Here is a 15668-nt window from a genome sequence, read left to right as displayed (position 1 = left end):
ATTGACCATCAAGCCCACCTTCACCGACGCGACGCCGGTTACGCTGGAGGCGCCGCCGCTGAGCTTCCTCGACGATGTCCGCGCGGGGCTCTCGAAGCCCCAGAAGGTCCTGTCGCCGAAATACTTCTACGACGAGGCCGGGTCCGCGCTGTTCGAGGCAATCACGCAGCTTCCGGAATATTACCCGACGCGCACGGAGATCGGCATCCTCGACGCCTGCGGTCCCGAGATCGCCGCGCTGCTACCGGTGCACGCGGCGCTGGTGGAGTTCGGTAGCGGCTCGACCGTCAAGCTCCGCCGGCTCCTGCATCACCTCGACACGCTCGCGGCCTACGTGCCGGTGGACGTCTCCGGCGAATTCCTGCGCGGGCAGGCAGAGGCGCTGCAGGGCGACTTCCCGGACCTGCGGGTCGAACCGGTGGTGGCCGACTTCACCCGCGACTTCGACCTGCCGGAGAGCCTGAACGGCCTGCCGCGCGCCGGGTTCTTCCCGGGCTCGACCATCGGCAACTTCGATCCGCACGAGGCCGAGGCACTGCTGCGCCGCTTCGGGCGGATCCTGGGGCCGGGCGCTCACATGATCGTCGGGGTCGACCTCGTGAAGGATACCGCGGTGCTGGAGACCGCCTACGATGACGCGCAGGGCGTCACGGCGGCCTTCAACCTCAACCTCCTGACCCGGATCAACCGGGAACTCGCCGGCCGCTTCGAGCCCGACGCCTTCAGCCACCGGGCGGTGTTCAACACCGACGCCTCGCGGATCGAGATGCATCTCGTCTCCCGCGACGCGCAGGCCGTGCGGGTCGGCGCCGACACCTTCCGCTTCGCGGCGGGTGAGACGATCCACACCGAGAGCAGCTACAAGTACACGCCGGCCACGTTCCGGGCGCTCACCGAGCGGGCGGGCTGGACGTGGCTGACGGTCTGGACGGACCCGGCGGCGCTGTTCTCGGTCCACGCGCTCCGGCTTGACTGAGGGACGACCGGGCAGGGGACGCGACCCATGCGTTTCAGCCCGCGCTGGTTCCTGCTGGTGGCGCCGGGCCTCGGCGCCCTGGCGGGGCTGCTCTACGGGGCGATCTTCGGGATCGCCCCGCTGACCGGCACGGCGATCCGCGGCGCGATCATCGGCACGCCGATCCTGCTCTACGAGCGCCGGATGCTGGCGCCGCACCTGCGCGACCACATCCGCGGCCTCGCGACGCCGCTGTTCCTGCTCGCGACTGTGGCGCTCTACATCGCGCTGATCGTGGTCGGGAACGCCGTCGCCAGCACGGTGCTGAACCAGCTGTTCCGCTTCATGTACAGCGAGCGGAACGCGATGCTGATGTCGCAATCCGGCCTGCTCTACGCGCTCGGCATCTCGGCCCTGGTCGTGTTCGTGTTCCGGGTCCGCGACCTGATCGGCCCCGGCGTCTTCGCCAACCTGCTGATCGGGCGCTACCACCGGCCGATCAGCGAGGAGCGGATCTTCCTCTTCCTCGACGTGACTGGGTCGACGCGCTTCGCCGACCGCTACGGCGACCGGGCGGCGCAGGCCTATCTCGGGCAGATCTTCAACGCCCTGGCACTGCCGGTGGCGCGCGCCCGCGGCTCGATCGACGACTATGTCGGCGACCTGGCGCTGGTGACTTGGACGATAGAGCGCGGCCTGCGCGACGCCGCCTGCCTGCGCTGCGTCTTCGCGTTCCAGGAACGGCTTGCCGCCGAGGCGGAGAGCTGGCGGGATCGCTTCGGGCAGGTGCCGCAATTCCGCGCCGCGCTGCATTGCGGCCCGGTCGTGACCGCCGAGATCGGGCTGGAGCGGCACAAGATCGCGTATTTCGGCGACGTCGTGAACACGACGGCCCGGCTGGAGGCCCTGTCGAAGACCCTGGGGGTCGACGTCCTCGTCTCGGCCGACCTCCTCGCCCGGATGGGGCCGCTGCCGGACGACCTCGTGGCCGAGGATCTCGGCGCCCACGCCCTGCGCGGCCGCGCCGAGCCCCTGGCGGTGGCGGCGATCCGGCGCCGGGTCCCCGTCGCGGCGCCCGCGCGGCCGCTGCCGCGCCGCGCCGCGACCGCCTGATCCGAGCGCGGCAGAGGGCCGTTCAGGTGCCCAGCGCCTTGAGCACCGCCCGGGCGGCGCGCTCGCCGTCGAGCGTCGCCCCGCCGACCGTCATGGCGCCGCCGCCGGCCATGGCCTCCCCGGCGAAGAACACCCGCCCGCCCACCGGCTCGCGCAGGCGCTCCCGGGCCTCGGCGTGGCCGGGGGCGACGATGGAGTAGGAGCCCCGCGCGTGCGGGTCCGTCCACCAGCCGGCAAGGCGCCCGGCCTGGACGGCGCTCCGGGCCTCCCCGCCGAGGATCGCGATCAGGCGCTCGGTTGCGAGCGCCACCGCCGCCGCCTCGCCGGCCCGGCACAGGTCCCGCGCGAGGTCGCCGCCGAGATTGGCCACCGCCAGGGACCGGCCGAAGGGCTGCATCTCGAAGTAGATCGTCGGCCCGGCCGTCGCCGCCGACACCGCGTCGCCGAGGGCGGCCGCGTCGAGCCGCGCGGGGTCGAGGCGCAGGCCGATCTTGGTGTAGGCGCCCATCGACAGCCCGCCGAGCGCGGTCCGGGCGGCGTCCGGCAGGTCCGGCGTGAACGTCACGGCCCCGGCCCTCAGCACGCCCACCGGCACGGTCACGACGACGGCGGCGGCCGCGATCGTGCCCCGCGCGGTCTCGACCCGGACCTCCGGGCCAGACCAGTCGATCCCCCGCACAGGACAGCCGAGGCTGACCGGCAGGTCGGCGAAATGCCGCGCCACGAGGTCGCCGTAGCCGTCGATCCAGAGGTCCGAGCCGGACCAGAGCCGGTCGTAATCGACCGCCGAGACCCGCTCTGGATCCTCGCCGAGAGAGAGCCGGCTCAGGCCGGCTGCGGCCGCGGCGGCGTCCGGACCGCCGGCCCGCGCCGCCTCCGCCAGGGAGGGATCGCCGTCCTTCGGGGCGAGCAGCGCATCGAGGCCGGAGAAGCCGGCGCGTCTCTGCGTCATCTCGTCCGCGCTGGCGGGACGGCCGTCGATCACGAGCTTGCGCGCCCAGCCGTCCTCGCGGGCGACATGCGCCTGCGCCGCGCGGGCGATCGGAGCCCAGGGATTGCGCTCGGCCCAGTGGATGTACTCGGCGCCGGCGTCGAAACGGAACGCGGCGCCGAGTGCCCGGTCGGTGAAGGCGCGGCCTCCGATCCGGTCCCGAGCCTCGACGAGGGTGAAGCTCTGCCCAGCCGCCCGCAGGAGGGCCGCTGCGGCGAGCCCGGCGGCCCCGGCGCCGACGACGACCACGGGTCCGCCGCCGGCCCGGCCGCGGAGGGCCGGCATCGCCAGGAGGGGAGCGGCGAGAAGCGATCGTCGAGTCGGTGTCATGGGCGCGCCCGCGCGGATCTGTCCGGAGGTGTCGACCTCCGCGCGCGGGCCGCGCGGCGCGCGCTATCCGCGCGCGCCCTGGCTGCCCGAGCGCTTCTCCATCATGGCCTTGACCTGCATCAGCTGGTCCCAGACCTGGCCCGGCGAGGTGCCGAAGAAGTCGAAGCCGGCGTTGATGCCCCAGTAGATGCCGAAGCAGATGAACGGCACGAGCACCCAGGCGAGCACCTCCTCGCCGCGGCGGCGCCGCTGGCGACGTCGGCGCCGCTCCTCCCGCCGGGTGAGCTTCTTGGGGGGCGCCGGCTGCGCGACGGGGGACAGAGGTCCCTCGTGCAGATTATCAGTCATCGGGCGCCTCCTCGCCGCGGCGCATGCGCGTCGCGGCGGTCATAGACCGGCGGCCCCCGAGTCCGGAAGGCCGCCAGCCGGCATGCACACCATTAGGCGCGCACGAGTGGCACCTTCGGCACGGTCCGGACGCCGCCGCCCGAGCTGCCGCCGCCGCCCTTGTTGTCCTTCGGCGTCTTCTTCCGGGACGCGGCGCGAGGCTTGGCGCGCTTGTGGCGCTTGGCGGCGTTGGTCACGTCCTTCTCGGGCTTGGGCGTGACAGGACCGGCCGGAAAATCGAAGCCCAGGCTGTCCTTGGCGCCGGCCTTGGCCTCGGCATCTTCCGGCTTGCGCACGACCACTCGGACCGCGCCGCCATCCTTCAGCTTGCCGAAAAGCACCTCGTCGGCGAGCGGCGTCTTAATGGTCGACTGGATCAGCCGAGCCATTGGGCGGGCGCCCATCGCGTCGTCGTAGCCGTGCTCCACCAGCCAGTCGCGGGCCTCGTCCGAGAGCTCGATGGTGACGTTGCGGTCGGCGAGCTGCGCCTCGAGCTGGAGGACGAACTTGTCGACCACCTTCGCCACCACGTCCTTGGGCAGGTGGCCGAAGGAGATGATCGCGTCGAGGCGGTTGCGGAATTCCGGCGCGAACAGCCGGTTGATCGCCTCGACATCGTCTCCGGTGCGCTTCGACTGCGTGAAGCCGTAGGCTGCCTTCGCCAGATCCGAGGCGCCCGCATTCGACGTCATGATGATGATGACGTTGCGGAAATCGACCTGCTTGCCGTTGTGGTCGGTCAGCTTCCCGTGGTCCATCACCTGCAGCAGGATGTTGAACAGGTCCGGGTGCGCCTTCTCAATCTCGTCGAGGAGGAGCACGCAGTGCGGGTGCTGGTCGATCCCGTCGGTGAGCAGGCCGCCCTGGTCGAAGCCCACGTAGCCGGGGGGCGCGCCGATCAGGCGGCTCACCGTGTGGCGCTCCATGTATTCCGACATGTCGAAGCGCAGCATCTCGACGCCGAGCGAGGCCGCGAGCTGCTTGGCGGCCTCGGTCTTGCCGACACCGGTCGGACCCGCGAACAGGTACGAGCCGATCGGCTTGTCCGGGTCGCGCAGGCCGGCCCGGGCCAGCTTGATCGCCGAGGTCAAGGCCTCGATGGCGTTCGGCTGGCCGTAGACCACACGCTTCAGGTTTTCGGTCAGGTGCTGGAGCACCACCGCGTCGTCCTTGGAGACGGTCTTGGGCGGGATCCGGGCCATCGTGGCGATGGTCGCCTCGATCTCCTTGATGCCGATGGTGCGCTTGCGGCGCGCCTCCGGCACCAGCATCTGCGAGGCGCCGGTCTCGTCGATCACGTCGATCGCCTTGTCGGGCAGCTTGCGGTCGTTGATGTAGCGGGCCGACAGCTCCACCGCGGCCTTCACGGCCTCGGTCGTGTACTTGAGCTTGTGGAACTCCTCGAAGTACGGCCGCAGGCCCTTCACGATCTCGATCGTGTCGGGGATCGACGGCTCGTTGACGTCGATCTTCTGGAACCGGCGCACCAGGGCGCGGTCCTTCTCGAAGTACTGGCGGTACTCCTTGTAGGTGGTCGAGCCGATGCAGCGCAGCGTGCCCGAAGCCAGGGCGGGCTTGAGCAGGTTCGACGCGTCCATGGCGCCGCCCGAGGTCGCACCGGCGCCGATCACCGTGTGGATCTCGTCGATGAACATGATCGCGTTCGGGTGCGCCTCGATCTCCTTCATCACCTGCTTGAGGCGCTCCTCGAAGTCGCCCCGGTAGCGGGTGCCGGCGAGCAGCGTGCCCATATCGAGGGAGAAGACGGTCGCGTCGGCCAGAACCTCCGGCACCTCGTGCTGGATGATCTTGCGCGCCAGTCCTTCCGCGATCGCTGTCTTGCCGACGCCGGGATCGCCCACGAGCAGCGGGTTGTTCTTCTGCCGGCGGCAGAGCACCTGGATCGTCCGCTGGACCTCGCTTTCACGGCCGATCAGCGGGTCGATCTTGCCGTCGCGCGCCTTCTTGTTGAGGTTGACGCAGTAGGCGTCGAGCGCGTCGCCCTTCTTCTTCGCGCCGCCGCGGGGATCGCCCTCATCGCTCGGCCGCTCGGCTGCGCCCTCATCCTCGGCGCCGCGCACAGGCTTTGCCTCGGAGGCGCCCGGACGTTTGGCGATGCCGTGGCTGATATAGTTGACCGCGTCGTATCGGGTCATGTCCTGCTCCTGCAGGAAGTAGGCGGCGTGGCTCTCGCGCTCGGCGAAGATCGCCACGAGCACGTTGGCGCCCGTCACCTCCTCGCGACCCGACGACTGGACGTGGATCACGGCACGCTGGATCACGCGCTGGAATCCAGCCGTCGGCTTGGCATCCTGCCGCCCGTCGCCGGTGAGGTTGGAAAGCTCGGTATCGACGTAGTCGACCAGGCTGCGCTTGAGCGTGTCGATCTCGACATTGCAGGCGCGCATGACCGCCGCCGCATCCTGGTCGTCGACGAGGGCGAGCAGGAGATGCTCCAGCGTCGCGTATTCGTGCCGACGTTCCCCGGCGAGCGCCAGGGCGCGGTGGAGGGCTTGTTCTAGGCTGCGTGAGAAGCTTGGCAAAGCTGGCCTCTGTCCTTCGTGCCTACCGCGAGCGGCGCCTATTTCTTTTCCATAACGCACTGGAGAGGATGTTGGTGTTTGCGTGCGAAGTCCATGACCTGCGTCACCTTGGTCTCCGCCACCTCGTAGGTGAAGACCCCGCACTCGCCGACCCCGTTCTGATGCACGTGCATCATGATGTGGTAGGCGTCCTCGTGGCTCTTGTTGAAGAACCGCTCGACCACCAGGACCACGAACTCCATCGGCGTATAGTCGTCGTTCAGAAGGAGTACCCGGTACAGACTCGGCCGCTTCGTCCGCGGCTTGGTCCGCGTAATGATGGCCGTGTTGGATCGGTCGTCGCCCCCCGGCGCGCGCGAACCGGATGCCGTGACCGCGGTGCGCGCCGGCCGGTGAACCCTCGTCGAACTCGCGGTGCCCTGCATGGGGACCTGTGTCATGTGCGTCGAACCGATCCCTTGCTTGGAGCGGGCGCCGCCGGCCCTGAAGGCCGATCCTGATCCTGGCCTGCCGGGAGCAGCGCTCGGCTCCACAGCCGTTAATCTACAGACGGTGAGCCGACTTCGCCAGACTCCTGTGCGCACTTGTCCGCCCTGCTCAGCTCGTCCCCGGCGCATATCCGCCGATCCGCTAATGCGCCGGGCCCGGACGGGTCGGGCCGCTCGCCGCCGTCTTCGGCCGCAGAAGCGGGGCGGTCAGGCTCAGCATCACGTCGCCGACCGCGGCGAACCGGGCCGCAGCACGCTCCCCGGCCCGGTTCCGAAATGCGGTCTGAATCGCTTGGATCTCGGCCGGGCTGCGGGCCGCCGCGAGCGCGCGCCAAGTGCCCCCGAGATCGTCGAACCCCTTCTTGAACGAGTCGGCATACTCGACACCGAGGGTCTGGGCTGCCCGGCCCGCAATCCCGAGACGCTGCAGGGGCGTTCCGATCCCCGAGATGGTCGAGCTCGCCGGGAGGGCAGGGTGTCTCTGCATCGCCGATCTCCAGACCGCCGCCGAAAATGCCGGCCGCGCGACCGACATCCTGGGATCACGACGAGAGTGTGCGGGGCGACAGCCAGCGTCAAGCTCGGGCCGGTAAGACCCGACGGCCGTCGCCGGAAGGAATGCCAGGCCGTGACCGTCCGCCCGCAACTGCCGGCTGGAATGACGCGATCCGGCATTCGCCGCGATCGCATTAACGGGCCTGTAACTGCACTTGCCTAACTCTCCAGTGATGCAGCGGGGCCACGCGATCGGCGGGAGGCTCTGCAGGGGATACGACCGGCCAGTTCCGGTCTCGCGAGGCAATCAGGCGTGATGCGTAGCGTAGTAGGCCGCTCCCGGACGATTCCAGCGCTCCCGGCCGCGATCCTGGCCGCCGCGGTCCTGACGACCCTGGCCGCGCCGGCCGAGGCACGGCGCGGCCGGCACCATCACCATGCCCGCGCCGGCGGCGGCTACAATCCGCCCTATGCCGCGATGGTTGTGGACGTGAAGAGCGGCAAGACCCTGCACGCGGTCAACGAGGACGCCCTGCGTCACCCGGCCTCCATCACCAAGGTGATGACGCTCTACATGCTGTTCGAGCAGATGGAGCGAGGCAAGTTCGCCCTCGATTCCGAGCTGACCATCTCGGCCCATGCCGCCGCACAGGCGCCGTCGAAGCTCGGCCTGCGTCCCGGTCAGACCATCTCGGTCGAGGATGCCATCAAGGCGATCGTGACGAAGTCGGCGAACGACGTGGCCTGCGCCATCGGCGAGAACATCGCCGGTTCCGAGGAGCGCTTCGCCCAGCTGATGACCGCGAAGGCCCATGCGCTCGGCATGAGCCGGACGCATTACGCCAACGCCTCCGGTCTGCCCGATCCTGACCAGCTCACCACTGCCCGCGACCTGACCGTGCTGGCCCGCGCGATCCAGGATCGCTTTCCGCACTATTACCGCTACTTCCAGACCCGTTCCTTCGCGTTCCGCGGCCGGGTGATCGGCAACCATAACCATCTGCTGGGCAACGTTCAGGGCGTCGACGGGATCAAGACCGGCTACACGCGGGATTCCGGATTCAACTTGATGACCGCCGCGAAGTCCGAGGGACGCCAGATCGTCGCGATCGTGCTGGGCGGCAAGTCCGGCGCGGGCCGCGACCGCATCATGGCCGACCTCGTCCGCTCCAGCCTGCCGCGGGCCTATGCCGGCGCCCGGATCTCGGCGCCCGTCACCGAGGTCGCCGAGCGCGCCCGTCCGGCGGTCATCGCCGACGCAGTCTCGCGGACCCGCACGCAGGTCGCCTCCGCCGACGACGAGGATGTCGAGACCACCGGCACCACCGGCGAGCCCCTCGATCTGTCCCCGTCCAAGACGACGACGCCGGGCGGCACCTGGAAGCCCGGTCCGCAGGGGATCCCGAAGGCGGCCCAGGCCTATGCCGGCGCCAGTAATGCCCAGCCGCCCTTCCCGGGGGCGTCCAAGTCGACGGCCCGGGTGGCCTCCCTCGAACGCGATGAGCCCCCGAAGGCGGTTTCCGGTTCCCGCGTCGTACCGACCGCCTGGGTGGTCCAGCTCGGCGCCATGGACGACGAGACCAAGGCCCGCGCGATGCTCTCCGAGGCACGCGCCAAGGTCGGCGGAAGCCTCTCGAAGGCTGCGCCCTACACCGTCAAGGTCGAGCATGGCGGCACCACGCTGTTCCGTGCCCGCTTTTCGGGCTTCGCCGAGCAGGATTCCGCCCAGGAGGCCTGCTCGGCCCTGAAGCGCAGCGGCTTCAGCTGCTTTGCCACCCGGAGCTGAGGCGCCCGGCAGCGCCCTAAGAGACCTCGCTCAAGACAATCATGGGCGCACCCGCGTGCCCGTGGACGACAGGACCGCGACTGAGTTCGCTCGCGGCCGCCAATCGGTATCTCTCTGACAACGCGCGTGGAGTTCAGCGATGTCGGTTCAGAAGCCTGTCCCGGGCCGCGTTGACGCGCGCCGCCCGCTCGGCGCTGCCCCCCTGGTCGGGGTGAGCCCGCTTCATCAGAGACCGGTGGGCCGACCGGATCTCCTCAGCGGTCGCCCCGCGCTGAAGCCCCAGGACCTGGTACGCCTCCTCTTGCGTCATCGCCCCTGGGTTCGGCGGACGGCGCGGCCGCGGGTCACGATCGCCCTCAGCGTCTACACGCCAACCGGGCGACCTGCGGTCGAGATACGGCTCTAGCAGGGCGGCGCCCGCGGCGTCTCGGAGGCGGCAGAGGCGCAGCAGCTCGACCACGGCCCCGGTGGGCATGGCGTCGAGCCACGTGCCGGCACCCGGACCCGCGATGACCCGGCCGGTGCGCAGGCTGCCGTCGGGGCGCAGGAGGGCGTCAATCAGAGTCGTGCGGAAGCGGCGGTCCTCAGCGTCGCGGGCTCCCTGACCGGGACCCGGCCGGATGAAGCGGCGGAGCCGTGCGGTCATCGCGGTCTGCCCCTCGATCAACCAGACGCCGCTGAGCCCGAGGAGCGCCGCGAGGACGAAGTTGCCGCGCAGGAGCAGAAATCCGGCGGCGAGCAGTGCGAAGGCGCCGAAGGTCTGCAGCCGCGCGCCCCCGAGGGCGGCGGCGAGGGCCGCCCCAAGACCGCGCTTGAGCCGCCGGCCGAGGCCGCCGTTCTTGGACAGCCACCACAGGGTCAGGCAGGCGAGCAGGCCGGCGAACAGCACCATCGCTCAGCGCCGCACGCCGTAGGTAGCCGAGGCGCTCCCGCCGATCTGGAGGCTCGTTCCGTCGCCCAGATCGTAGAAGCCCGGCCGGCGCGGCTTCGGTGCGCGGGTGCCGGCGTCGCAGCCGGGTTGCGGCGGCAGGCGCACGCCCTCGGGGAGATTGTCCTGGCAAAGGCGCGCGCGCGTGGGCGGCTCGCCGGCCTGCGCGGCGCCAGCGATCAGCGCGATGGGGAGGATGAGCAGAAGGGCAAGGCGGAGACGTCTCATCGCCGGTTCTCCGCGACATCGGCCGTGGTGACGCGGACCTGCCGGACCCGGCCGTCGCGCTCGACCTTCAGAGTCACACCGGCACCGAGGCCGGCCTCTTCGATGGCTGCCGTCAGGTCAGCGAGCCGATGGACCGGACGATTGTTGGCCTCGACGATCACATCGCCGATGTCGCCGGTCTGTGGGTCGACGCCGCGCAGTCCGGCCTGCGCGGCGGGCGAGCCGGGCAGCACCCGCACGATCACCACACCATCGATGCCGAGGCGCGCGGTAGCCGCTTCCTGCGCGGCGATGATGCCGATGCCGGGATTGCGCACCCGGCCGGCCTTGATCAACTCCGGCACGATCCGGTTCACCACGTCGACGGGGATCGCGAAGCCGATCCCCGCGCTGGCACCGGACGGCGAGACGATGGCGGTGTTGACGCCGATCAGTCGGCCGGCGGAATCGAGCAGGGGTCCGCCGGAATTGCCGGGATTGATCGCCGCATCCGTCTGGATGACGCCGGACAATTCGCGGCCCTCGCTGGTCGGCATGCGCCGCCGCACGGCGCTGACCACGCCGGTGGTCAGGGTGTGGTCGAGGCCGAACGGATTGCCGATGGCGAAGGTCGATTGCCCGACCTTCAGATCCGCCGAGGTGCCGATTGCCAGGGGCGGCGGCATGCGCGTCACCCGCCCGAGCTGCAGGACCGCGAGATCGTAAGACGGCGCCAAACCAACCAACGTCGCGGAGACCACCGTGCCGTCGCTCAGCCGGACGGAGACAGACCCGCCGCTCTGCGCGGCGTTCTGCACGACATGGGTGTTGGTGACGATGTGGCCGGCGCCGTCCCAGACGAAGCCGGTGCCCGTCTGTGTGCCGCCCTGCTCGCCCCCCTGATCGTCGAGGTCGAGCAGATCGCGGTTCTGCGCCGCACCCTGCGCGAAAACGTGAACGACGGACGGGCTCGCCCGCTCGAACAGCGCGATCGTCGAGGTCTCAGCCGGCGCCAAATCGCCGCGGGCCAGCACCGCCCGAGGCGCGTCGGCGGAATAGAGGAGCGGCTGCAAGTAGGGTTGGGCGACATAGAGCGCCAGCAGGACCAGGACCGCCGCGAGGACGATGCGCACGGTGCGATCCGGCACGGGTGTCTCCGAAAGAAGCGCGAAGGCGGGCCCTCGACGGGCTGAGCCTTAAGTGCGCGTTCAGGATCGGGGCGTCAACACAGAGGGGCACGGGCGCCGATAGGCCCCTGACGTGTTCTGGCGCACGTCGGCGACCGGCGCAAACTGGCTAACGGAATGGTCATCATTCAGGAGCCACAATTCTTGCAAGTCCAGGGCAGTTCAGTCGCGCTCGATACGGACATGGAAAACCGAAACACGCTCATTCTCGTGCCTCGGCACGAGAGGCTGGCTTCGAAAACCGCCTGAATTGATCGCAAAGCTGCCGCAGAGATGCTTGCATTGACGCTCAGACCTTTGATCGCCGCAACCTCCCGGCTCAGCCCGGCCGCGGCGATCTGAACGGTCAAAAACGGTTCGGAAGGACGAGTACCGATGGAAACCGAAGCTCTGGAACGGCCCGCGGATCTGACGATCTGGCGCACGGCCCCGGCGAGCGCCCCGCTTGCGCAGCCCGAGCGCTACGATACCCTGCGCGAGGCAATCGCCGCCGCGGCCGGCGCCTTGACCGACCCGGCCAAGCAGCCCTGGATCATCACGGAGGAGGGCGAGATCCTCTCGCCGAACTGGATCCGCACCTACCTGAACTGACGGTCGCTCACCCGATGAACGGGGATACCGGGGACGGCGGCGCAAAGCCCCGCCCCGGTGCCCCGCGGCCTCGCGCTTGTCCCTCACGTCGAGACCTCATTCCGCCGCGTCCGACTGGCGAAAGCCCTCGATCCCGATCTGGTCGGGGTTGATCGCGTGCAGCGCCCGCCGGGCCGCCTCGAGGGGGTGCTCGGCCTCGATCCGCACCGAGGTCAGATCCGGGCTCTTGTAGACCGTCACGATCGTGTCCATCACCTCGGTCAGCGTCGTGCGCTTGTCCTCGGGGGCGGCGATCAGGAGCTGCAGCCCCCAGGCGCGGTAGAGATCGACCAGCGCCTGGCTGTTGCGCACGTCGAGCTTCGAGAACGCCTCGTCGAGCAGGCATAGGCCCAAGCCCGGATTCTCGTCGCCCGGCCGGTCGCCCGGATAGTAGGCGCTGGCGAGCGACGCGGCGATCGCCACGTAGAACGGCGCCTGCGCCTCGCCGCCGGAGCCGCGCAGCGCCCGGGCCGACATCGTGGTGCGGTTGCCCGCCCGGTCGCGCATGCCGATCTCGTACACGAAGTAGTTGCGGTAATCGGCGAGCCGCGCCGCGTCCTCCTCGCCGGCGATCAGGGCGGTGATCTCCTCCAGCGCGGCCGCCATCGGCCCCTCGGCCTCGCCGGCGAGCAGCGCCTGCGCGGCCTCGGGCGAGCGGGCGGTCTCGGTGGCGAGCGCGTGGACGGCGGCGTAGCGGCGATCCACCGCCGCCTCGAACGCGTAGGTCTGGCCGGTGAAGCTGCGGGCCGAGAGCCGCTCGTTCAGGGCCGCGAGCCGGGCATGGACCCGCTCGAACCGGTCGGCGAGGCGCGTCAGCAGGTCCTCGGTCATGAGGCGGCGCATCTCGGACTCGGCCCGCTCCGCCTGCGCCCGGTAGCGGCGCAGCTCGTGCCCCTCCACCGCCTCGTATTCTCGCCGCACCCAGGCGAAGCCGTCGATCGCCGGCGCGTCCCCGGAGGCGAGCGGGTTTTCCACTCGCCAGGCTGCGCAGGCCTCCGCCAGCTCGCGCTCCGCGATTCGCCCGTGCGAGCGGGCGGCCTCGGCGGAATCCCGGGCGAGGCCGCGCTCGGCGCTCACCCGCGACCCGGCCGCCTTGGCGTCGAGGCCGGCGAGCGCCCGCCGCGCCTCGGCGACCACGCCGAGGTCGAAGGGCTCGGCCCGGGCAAGGCGCACCCGCGCCGCGTCGCCCGCGCTCAGCTGGCGCAGGGCCGCGCGGCGGGCGGACAGGGCGGCGCGGACGGCCTCGCGCACGGGCCCCATCCGGGCGCGCAGGGCCGCCTCGTCGGCGAGCAGGCGGTCGAGCTTGGGCTCCAGCTCCTCCGACAATTCCCGCAGGTAGCCGACCCGCTCGGTGGTCAGCGCGGCGATCTCGGCGGTGAGCCCGGCCGTATCGCGCTTCTCGATGCCCTCCCGCTCGGTCTGCAGCGTGCGCCGCCGTCCCTCCAGCCCGTCGAGCTCGGCCCGCAGGGCCTCCACGTCGTCGAGGCCCCGGGCAACGCGGGCCCGGATCGCCGCGGCCGTCCGGGCGGCCTCGCGCAGGACCGCGGCCTCGCCGCGCAGGCGCCGCGCCTCCGCTGCGGCGATCTCGTGCGCGCGGCGGCTGTCGGCGGTCGGCCCGCGATGGCCACGGGTCATCAGCAGGTCGACGCTGCGGGTCACCGTATAGGCCATGCCGGCCGTGGTCCGGCCGCTCGGCGCCACGGCCCGGGACAGGCGCGCCAGTTCGGCATCGTCCCGGGCGAGGTCGTAGCCGCCGAGCCGCACGCCGAGGAAGGCCTCCGCGTGGGGGTCGCTGGTCTCGATCACGGTCAGCGGCCCGTCGTCGTAGCGGCGCGACCGCTGCTTGGCGGTGTCGGTGGTCTTGACCAGGATGCAGCGGCTGAAGCGGTCGCGGCCCGACTGCAGCACGCCGAGCGCCTCGTTCAGCCGGTCCGGGGCGACCACGAGAGCCTCGCGGGCGCGCCCGAGCAGGCCCTCGAGGGCCGGCCCCCAGGTCGGGTCGACGATCTCGGCCAGCTCGCAGATCGGCAGCGCGTCGATGCCGCGCCGCTCCAGCTCGCCGCGGAACGCCACGGTGTCGGAGGACAGGCGCGCCGCCGGACCGCCGCCGGTGCGGGGGGCCGTGCGCTCGGCCTCGCTCTCCTGGGCGCGGGCCTTCAGCGCCGCGTCCTCGGCGGCCCGCTCCAGGGCTTCGTCGAAATCGGGGAGGCGCGCGAGGCCGTCGGCCAGCTCGGCCAGCGGCCCCTCGGGGCGCAGGATCTCCTCGGGGGAGGATTCCCGGCGCAGGCCCGCCCGGGCGCAGGCCTCGGCGAGGCGGGCCGCCTGCGGGCAGCTCTGGCGCAGGATCGGGGCGACCGGCTGGAGCTTGGCCATCTGCCCGACGAGGGCGACGAGGTCGCCGATCCGGCCGATCAGCTCCTTGCGGTCCCGCTCCAGCATGGACAGGCCGAGCGTCGAGGCGGCGAGCCGACCCTCGGCGGCGCTCGCGGCGGCCAGCGCCTTCTTCTCGGCGATCTCGCCGTCGATCTCGCGGACGTAGCCGCGGCTCGCCGCGACCCGCTCGCGGGCGATGCGCAGGGTGTCGGCGCCCTCCCGGAGCCGGCTCCGGACGGCGATGAGGTCGAGGCTGCGGCGGCGCAGCTCGGCGCTGGCCGCGCGCAACTCGTGGGTCGCGGCGGCGAGGACCGCCTCGCCCCAGGCCTCGTAGCGGTCGCGCAGGCGCCGCAGGCGCCCGAGCCGGCTCTCCAGCTCGGCGATGGTCTCCAGGAGGCGCCGCCAGTTGGCGATGGAGTGGCGCACGCGCTCGACGTCGAGGGGCTCCGGGTCGAGAACGAAGGCGCGCACGAAGGCGCTTGTGTCGAAGATCGGCTTGAACGCCACCGCGTTGGCGAAGCTGCGCAGGAAGTGGCGCGGCTCCGGCGCCGGCGCGCCCTCGCGCAGGGTGGCGAGCACGTCGGCCGTGAAGCGCTCGCCGGAGGTCCGATACTCGGTGAAGCTCGACGCGCGGGCGCGCAGGTCGGCGGCGATCTCGCTCCAGGGCGCCGTGTAGGTGCCGCCGGGGGCGGTGCGGGCGTAGTCGGACACCTCGAACCGGTGTCCGACCGCGATGAAGCGCGACAGTACCGTCTCCTTCGGCTCCGCCGCTCGGGCCGCCAGGGCGAGGCCGACCGAGACCACGCGCCCGGAATCGGGGTTCTCGAAGACCAGGACCAGCACGGTCTCGCAGGATTCTCGTGTCGGGCGGCCGCCTTCCGCAGGGTCGCTGATCCAGCCCAGGCAGTAATCGCGCACGGTGCGGGCGCTGCGGCCGGAGGCCGAGGCGTTGAGGGCGAGGCGGCTGGCATTGTTGCCGGCCAGCACCGTGCCGACCGCGTCGAAGATCGTCGATTTCCCGGCCCCGGTCGGCCCGACCAGCGCCGCGGCGCCGCGCAGGCGAATCTGCTCGCGGCGGATCAGGTACCAATTCGAGATAGCGATGTCGGTGAGGACGTACACGATGTCGGTGAGCCGGGCCGGTGGCGGAGAATGATCGGCCCAGTTGGCCGGACTCGGCCGCGTATGCAAGCCGACACACGCGCAGCCCTGAAGCCCGATTCCACCACAGGTTATGACCCTGTTAGCACAACCT

13 protein-coding genes are annotated in these 15668 nt (G+C 71.2%); 4 read left to right on the top strand and 9 right to left on the bottom strand.

Features of this window, described 5'->3' with window-relative positions:
• Position 1 precedes the first annotated feature (1 nt).
• Together egtD and BLT59_RS12760 are read left to right on the top strand one after the other, a co-directional pair.
• On the top strand, positions 2–976 hold the full coding sequence (gene egtD, locus BLT59_RS12765; protein WP_091780143.1) for an L-histidine N(alpha)-methyltransferase: 975 nt from the start codon (positions 2–4) through the stop codon (positions 974–976).
• A gap of 27 nt (positions 977–1003) precedes the next feature.
• Complete coding sequence (locus BLT59_RS12760) at positions 1004–2068, top strand: adenylate/guanylate cyclase domain-containing protein (RefSeq protein ID WP_091780140.1); 1065 nt, start codon at positions 1004–1006, stop codon at positions 2066–2068.
• 22 nt (positions 2069–2090) lie between these two features.
• Here the strand turns inward: BLT59_RS12760 and BLT59_RS12755 are convergent, their stop codons facing one another.
• The 5 genes from BLT59_RS12755 to BLT59_RS12735 all read right to left on the bottom strand — a co-directional run bounded on the left by BLT59_RS12755 (position 2091) and on the right by BLT59_RS12735 (position 7294).
• Positions 2091–3389: a flavin monoamine oxidase family protein gene (locus BLT59_RS12755; protein WP_091780137.1), complete on the bottom strand. Its 1299-nt coding sequence runs from the start codon at positions 3387–3389 to the stop codon at positions 2091–2093.
• 63 nt (positions 3390–3452) lie between these two features.
• The gene (locus tag BLT59_RS12750; protein WP_091780134.1) at positions 3453–3737 is read right to left on the bottom strand and encodes a hypothetical protein; all 285 of its coding nucleotides are present in this window, start codon (positions 3735–3737) and stop codon (positions 3453–3455) included.
• 92 nt (positions 3738–3829) lie between these two features.
• Positions 3830–6319, bottom strand: a complete 2490-nt coding sequence (gene clpA, locus BLT59_RS12745; protein ID WP_091780131.1) for an ATP-dependent Clp protease ATP-binding subunit ClpA — start codon at positions 6317–6319, stop codon at positions 3830–3832.
• 38 nt (positions 6320–6357) lie between these two features.
• Entirely contained in the window at positions 6358–6744 is a 387-nt protein-coding gene (clpS, locus tag BLT59_RS12740; protein WP_091780287.1) for an ATP-dependent Clp protease adapter ClpS, read from the bottom strand.
• A 205-nt stretch (positions 6745–6949) separates the two neighbouring features.
• A complete protein-coding gene (locus tag BLT59_RS12735) occupies positions 6950–7294 on the bottom strand; it encodes a phasin family protein (protein WP_091780284.1) in 345 nt (114 codons plus the stop codon).
• A gap of 324 nt (positions 7295–7618) precedes the next feature.
• Here BLT59_RS12735 and BLT59_RS12730 point away from each other — a divergent pair, with 324 nt between their 5' ends.
• Positions 7619–9088: a serine hydrolase gene (locus tag BLT59_RS12730; RefSeq protein ID WP_091780128.1), complete on the top strand. Its 1470-nt coding sequence runs from the start codon at positions 7619–7621 to the stop codon at positions 9086–9088.
• Positions 9089–9221: 133 nt separating this feature from the next.
• Here BLT59_RS12730 and BLT59_RS12725 read toward each other — a convergent pair whose 3' ends face one another.
• The 3 genes from BLT59_RS12725 to BLT59_RS12715 are packed head-to-tail and all read right to left on the bottom strand — an operon-like array spanning position 9222 to position 11371.
• A complete protein-coding gene (locus BLT59_RS12725) occupies positions 9222–9980 on the bottom strand; it encodes a J domain-containing protein (RefSeq protein WP_091780125.1) in 759 nt (252 codons plus the stop codon).
• A gap of 3 nt (positions 9981–9983) precedes the next feature.
• Positions 9984–10244 carry a hypothetical protein gene (locus BLT59_RS12720; protein WP_091780122.1) on the bottom strand — a complete coding sequence of 87 codons (261 nt, stop codon included), beginning with the start codon at positions 10242–10244 and terminating at the stop codon, positions 9984–9986.
• Complete coding sequence (locus BLT59_RS12715; protein WP_091780119.1) at positions 10241–11371, bottom strand: S1C family serine protease; 1131 nt, start codon at positions 11369–11371, stop codon at positions 10241–10243. The genes BLT59_RS12720 and BLT59_RS12715 overlap by 4 nt, the downstream gene beginning before the upstream one ends.
• A gap of 414 nt (positions 11372–11785) precedes the next feature.
• Between BLT59_RS12715 and BLT59_RS12710 the strand changes: the two genes are divergently transcribed.
• On the top strand, positions 11786–12001 hold the full coding sequence (locus tag BLT59_RS12710) for a hypothetical protein (protein WP_091780115.1): 216 nt from the start codon (positions 11786–11788) through the stop codon (positions 11999–12001).
• Positions 12002–12097: 96 nt separating this feature from the next.
• Here BLT59_RS12710 and BLT59_RS12705 read toward each other — a convergent pair whose 3' ends face one another.
• Positions 12098–15535, bottom strand: coding sequence for an SbcC/MukB-like Walker B domain-containing protein (locus BLT59_RS12705; RefSeq protein ID WP_091780280.1), 3438 nt, complete (start codon positions 15533–15535; stop codon positions 12098–12100).
• Positions 15536–15668 lie beyond the last annotated feature (133 nt).

This window comes from Methylobacterium sp. UNC378MF (assembly GCF_900103195.1).
In the GTDB taxonomy this organism is placed as follows: domain Bacteria; phylum Pseudomonadota; class Alphaproteobacteria; order Rhizobiales; family Beijerinckiaceae; genus Methylobacterium.
Note: the sequence above shows the minus strand (reverse complement) of the source record. Positions and strands in the feature narration are given on the sequence as shown.